Below are 5,575 nucleotides of genomic sequence, written 5' to 3' on the forward strand. Positions count from 1 at the left end.
CTACTCAGACGGAACAAAACCTGGGACACTTCAGTCTCTCCTATCCATCTTCACACTCCTTCCACCTGAAGTGTTTGAAGTGGAAATCTTCAATTATGGTAGCCTTACCTAAACTAGGTATAATCTTTATACTTTCCGAAGGGAGTCTCTGCCGCTGCAAACACCAGCCCTGAACGGGATTCGGTCTCAACCAACGGTGGTACCGCTGGGGCATCGGCCAGCACCAGCTGAATCCGCAGGGGCGAACCACTAATTTCCATGGTGCAGACGGCAGCGTCCGATTGCAACTTTGGTGCAGATGTATCGCAGCGCCATTCGCTTCAACGGCCTGGAGGCCGCAAATGAATCGGATGTGCTGCGTATCTACCGCTAGAAACCGCAGCACATTGGAGACCAGCCGCCAAAATGGGCGAGGTTTAGAAGATGAGAAGCGAGGGCCGAGACGAATGTTAGTCCGAAGTTGAAGGTGGCTGCGAGGTTGAAATCCATCCGGAAATATCGCGAAGTTCTGGGAATTTCCCTTCCCATCGCTGGAGTACAACTCGCCGGAGTTGCATTGACCACCACGGACGTATTGATGCTGCAGTCCGTGGGCGTACTGGCGATAGCCGGCGGCGGCCTAGCGATGCAGCTTTACAACCAGATCCGCACGATGTGCGTGGGCATGGTGACGGCCGGGGCAAATCTTGTGGCTGAAGCAGCAGCAAAAATGGAAAAAGAGAAAACCTCTTGTCAAAATTGCGAGGCGGGAGCAGAACAGATCCGGCGGGCTGTGCGCTCCTCCTTCGCGGTGGCCACTGGCACTGCAATTCTCGGCGCGTTACTGGTCATCGCCCTAGGCGGATTGGTCCTTGTTCTGCCCATCGACAAGCACGTTGCCCAACTCACCTTCGCCATGACCCTTGCGCTCGCACCCGGGTTAGTCCCGATGATGTGGCTCAACGTCCTGCGCCAATTCGCCGTGGGCATGCGAAAACCCGGCTCCCTGTTAACCATCACGCTGATATCGATATTTATAAATATCGCATTGAACTGGTTATTTATGACATGGGCAGCCTCGGATCACTGGAAGGTAGCGGGCATCGGGCTTTCTACAACTGTCATCCAACTGCTTACCTTCCTGGCCTTCCGGATTGTGGTACTGCGCATTCCCGAGCTACAGCCCTATTTCCACATCCTTCCGTGTAAAGGAGATGGGGAGACTATCTGCCGCCTCGTCCGCCTCGGGGTACCAGTCAGTCTGACCTATGGCTCGGAGGCTGCAATAACAACCATCGCCGGTTTAGTGATGGGGACCTTTAGCCCACAGATGCTAGCGGCGCACAATATTGTGAACCAACTGGCGTACATCGTTTACCAAGTGTGCATCGGCTTTTCTCACGGCGGCTCGGTGCTGATCACAAGGGCTCGGGCCGAGAGTGCCGACTCAGTGCGCGAGATTACCCGACGCATATTGTTCGTCGTGGTCACGTATCTGGGAATAATGGGCGCGCTGTGGCTTCTGTTGGGCAGGTGGGTACTGCATCCTTTCTTAAAAGAGGCAGATCCCACCACCTTTCACATTGCCGTCCTGCTCCTATGTCTCGCGGTACTGCAACAGTTCGCCAAAGGAATCCAAAACGTGGCAGTGGGCCTACTGAGAGGCCTGAAAGACACCACCTCAGGGCTACGCTGCACCCTCGTCGGGTACTGGCTGGTTGGCGTCCCCGGGATTCTGATATTTGGAAAGCTCCTCGGATGGGAAGGATATGGCGTCTGGTTAGGACTCATCATGGGTTTCGCAACCACGGCGGTACTGCTGCTACGCACATATTCCCGCCGACTGAATGAACTGACTTAACGGGAATGTTGGGGGGTAAAAGTTTCATCACCCATTGTAGATAAACAAAGGTATGGCTAACCTAATAGATCCACTTGGAAGAAAGGATTGCCTTGTCCCTCACGACAACTAGGGCTCGCGGTTTTAAAACCCCACGCGCCCCTCACCACCGAATGGCCCGCGTAGTCGCCTCAGCCGTCACCGCCACTGCCCTCCTTATGACCGCTGCCTGCAGCACTAACGATGAACAACAGACCGCAGATGACGGAGAAAAGCAACAGATCACCGACATTCTCGGGCGCGAAGTCGAGGTCCCGAAGAACGTCGATCGGGTCCTCATGGGCGGGCAACGGATGCTTTACACGACATCCATCCTCAACAAAGAAAACCCGCTCCAGGGCATCGTTGCCTGGCCAGATGACCTGGAGCAGAACGACCCTGGCACGTACAAGAAGTACGAACAGAAATTCTCAGAGATCGAAGATATTGAGCAAACTGGTGAAGTTTACGACGGCTCGATGTCCGTTGAGCAAGCTTTGAATTCCCGTCCAGATGTCTTCATTGTCTCCGCAAGCAGCTTCGAAGCCGCCCAGGATGCTGGCATCGTAGACGGTCTAGAAAAGGCCGGAATCCCCACGGTTACCGTCGATTACTTTACCGACCCGGTGAAGAACACCGCACCGAGCGTGCGCTTGCTCGGCAAGGTACTCGGCCACGAGAAGGAAGCGGAAGAGTATGCCGAGTTCTATGAGTCCAAGGTGAACATGGTTCAGGAGCGCCTAGAAAAAGCCAAGGCCACCCCCACACCGACCTTCCTCTGGCGAGCTCCCGGCTACTTCGACTGCTGCTCTACCTTCGCTAAGTCCAACCTAGCCCAAATTGTTAACGCAGCGGGTGGCGAAAACGTGGGCGACGATATGATCGACGCCAAGCAGGGGCAAGTCTCTCCCGAGGCGCTAGCTGAAAAAGACCCAGACGTCATCATCGCCACCGGCGCAGACTGGACCGGCGCCAAGCAGCAGCCAAAGAAGAATGGCTTTGTACCCCTGGGCTACGACGAGTCCACCGAACAGGCAGCCAAAGACTTCCAACGCGTTGTTGACGGGCAACCTGTCCTTAAGGAAATGCGGACGGTCAAGAACAAGCGGGCCTACGCTGCGTGGCATCACTTCTACGACTCCCCATACAACTACCTAGCCATCGAGTGGTTTGCCAAAGCCATGCACCCCGACCTGTTTTCCGATGTCGACCCGCAGGCCGATTTGGAAGAACTACATGAAAAATTCCTCCCTGTGGAGGCTAGCGGCACCTTCTGGACTGGTTTGCCATGAGCCACGGAGCACGAGCGCAATCAATTGCCACCGGAAGCGAGGTGGACGACCAAAACTCTACCCCGCAACGGCAACGCCCCCGGTCAAACTGGTACCGAACAGCTAGCAGGCGAAAGGTAGCGATCATCGCAGGGCTTACGGCCCTGCTATGCGTCACCATTGCCATAGATTTCCTCATCGGCAGCAGTTTGAACGCAAATGAGGCGCTCTACGTGCTCTTTCACCCCAGCGATTCCCGCCCAATTGACTGGCAGATCATCTTTGATATACGTCTGCCTATGACCGTCACAGCGGTGCTCATCGGTGGCACCCTCGCTGCTGCCGGCGCAGAGATGCAAACCATCTTGGATAACCCCTTGGCAGAGCCCTATACGCTGGGCATTTCCGCCGCTGCGAGCTTTGGCGCAGCCTTTGCCACCGTCTCAGGATTCACCGCGGCGGGAATCGGGGCAGCGCTGGGAATGGCGGGCAGTGCTTGGGTCTTCGCCCTCGCGGCCTGTGCGGTGATCGTCCTATTCTCTCGGTCAAAGAGCTCTGGTACCGAGGGAATGATTCTGCTGGGCATAGCCATCGTGTTCCTCTTCGATGCTCTACTAGCGCTAATGCAGTACCTCGCCTCGCAGACCCAATTAGAGCAGGTGGTTTTCTGGACCTTGGGCAGCCTTACGCGCGCTACGTGGCCTCAGATCGGCCTTCTCGCGGTCATCTCACTAATCGGAATTGCTTACTTCTACCGCAATGCGTGGACGCTGACCGCGTTTCGAATGGGCGACGACCGCGCTAGGTCCATGGGTATCAATATCCCAAAGCTGCGCACGTACACGCTGGTGGGAGTCTCCCTTATGGCGGCAACTGCCGTTTCGATGGCCGGGACAATTGGTTTCATCGGACTCGTCGGCCCACATATCGCCAGGATGCTCGTTGGTGAGGACCAACGCTTCTTCCTCACCACGTCCATCATCTCAGGTGCGCTTTTGCTGACCTCAGCCTCAGTGGTATCCAAGCTGATCCAGCCTGGGGCGATTCTGCCTGTCGGCATCATCACCGCGATTGTGGGCGTTCCCGTGTTCGTCGTCCTCATTGTTTTGCGACGCCGCCCCCGAACTGTCTCCTCAACCTAATGATCGCCTCTCCCAGTACTTCCTGCCCCAGAAAGGACCCCCTCGTGGAACAACCGCCCACGGTTCCGCCAGAACCCACACTCCGGGTAGATAACCTGTGCTTTTCCCATGGAGACGAACAGATACTGAATGACGTATGTCTCCCAAAGATCGAAGCTGGAACCGTCACCGCCCTCGTCGGCCCTAATGGCGCTGGTAAGTCGACTTTGCTGCGCTGCATGGCTAACCTATGCCGATTCAGCGGCGACGTCACTGGGCCCGAGGCAGTATATTTGCCACAGGATCCCCCGCCGGAAAGCACCCTTACCGTATTCGAATCGGTACTTCTGGCACTCCAGCATTCCCGGACGGGATTCAGCGGACTACGGGTAGCCACATCCACACAGGACCGAGTCAGCTCGGTCCTCACGCGGCTGGGGCTAGAAGACCTAGAATCCCGAACAATGTCCCAGCTCTCCGGCGGCCAGCGTCAATTAGTAAGCTTCGCCCAGGCCATCGTATGCCGGCCGCAGGCATTACTACTGGACGAGCCAACCAGCGCTCTTGACCTAAGAAATCAGCTCATCCTCATGGAGCATATTCGCGCCTATGCAGCTGAAGCACCCGCGGCGGTCGTGGTTTCGATGCACGATCTTTCACAAGCAGCGCGCTTCGCTCACCGCATTGCGGTACTCCACGCGGGCACTGTATACGCACACGGAGCAGCTAAGGACGTGTTAACCGCAAAAATGTTGCGTGAAGTCTACCGCGTAGATGGAAAAGTCACCCTTACTGATGACGGTTCTGCAGCAATCACCACATCCAGAGCCATATAAGGGGCTTGAAGTGCCCCGAGTTTTGTTCCTAGGCATGTTCCTTGATTTCTATTATTCCCTGTTGCGGGTTCTTCTTCCACAATTCGGTTTCCACCTCGGCTGGGGTTCGATATCCCAGGCTTTGGTGGAGCCTTACCTCGTTCCACCATGACACCCACTCGAACGTCGCGATTTCTACCTCGACAACATCATTCCACCTGCGAGTATGGATGAGCTCATTCTTGTAAGAGCCGTTAACGTTTTCAGCTAGAGCATTGTCATTTCAGTCACCGACGGTCCCAGTGGAAGCGGCAATCCCGTGCTGGGCGAGACGCTGGTTGTAGACAACGCTGACGTACTATAAGCCGTGATCCGAATGGTGAATAAGGCCTGTTGTTTCCTTCGCGCTCACAATCGCTTGGTTGAGTGCTTGCAGCGGTAATACCTCGGTGCGCATCGAGTCCGATAATGCCCATCTGAAGTGTCCCAGGTTTTGTTCCGTCTGAGTAG

4 protein-coding genes and 1 pseudogene are annotated in these 5,575 nt (G+C 55.8%); 4 read left to right on the plus strand and 1 reads right to left on the minus strand.

Going from position 1 to position 5,575, the window contains the following annotated elements; translation table 11 throughout:
* The first annotated feature begins 478 nt into the window (after positions 1-478).
* The 4 genes from HMPREF3158_RS03935 to HMPREF3158_RS03950 all read left to right on the plus strand — a co-directional run bounded on the left by HMPREF3158_RS03935 (position 479) and on the right by HMPREF3158_RS03950 (position 5,086).
* Positions 479-1,840, plus strand: coding sequence for an MATE family efflux transporter (locus tag HMPREF3158_RS03935; RefSeq protein ID WP_231732355.1), 1,362 nt, complete (start codon positions 479-481; stop codon positions 1,838-1,840).
* 152 nt (positions 1,841-1,992) lie between these two features.
* Complete coding sequence (locus HMPREF3158_RS03940; protein WP_070497388.1) at positions 1,993-3,150, plus strand: ABC transporter substrate-binding protein; 1,158 nt, start codon at positions 1,993-1,995, stop codon at positions 3,148-3,150.
* 41 nt (positions 3,151-3,191) lie between these two features.
* A complete protein-coding gene (locus tag HMPREF3158_RS03945) occupies positions 3,192-4,271 on the plus strand; it encodes a FecCD family ABC transporter permease (protein ID WP_049156286.1) in 1,080 nt (359 codons plus the stop codon).
* Positions 4,271-5,086 carry an ABC transporter ATP-binding protein gene (locus tag HMPREF3158_RS03950; protein WP_049156256.1) on the plus strand — a complete coding sequence of 272 codons (816 nt, stop codon included), beginning with the start codon at positions 4,271-4,273 and terminating at the stop codon, positions 5,084-5,086. Before HMPREF3158_RS03945 ends, HMPREF3158_RS03950 begins: the two co-directional genes overlap by 1 nt.
* Before the next feature lie 28 nt (positions 5,087-5,114).
* Here the strand turns inward: HMPREF3158_RS03950 and HMPREF3158_RS13350 are convergent.
* Positions 5,115-5,333, minus strand: a pseudogene (locus tag HMPREF3158_RS13350) (integrase core domain-containing protein); the annotation flags it as partial.
* Positions 5,334-5,575: the final 242 nt, after the last annotated feature.

The organism is Corynebacterium sp. HMSC06G04 (assembly GCF_001807365.1).
Classification (GTDB): Bacteria; Actinomycetota; Actinomycetes; order Mycobacteriales; family Mycobacteriaceae; genus Corynebacterium; species Corynebacterium simulans.

Coding starts and splice junctions, on each gene's coding strand:
- HMPREF3158_RS03940 (WP_070497388.1), top strand. CDS start 1,993: ATGGCCCGCGTAGTCGCCTCAGCCGTCACCGCCACTGCCCTCCTTATG.
- HMPREF3158_RS03950 (WP_049156256.1), top strand. CDS start 4,271: ATGATCGCCTCTCCCAGTACTTCCTGCCCCAGAAAGGACCCCCTCGTG.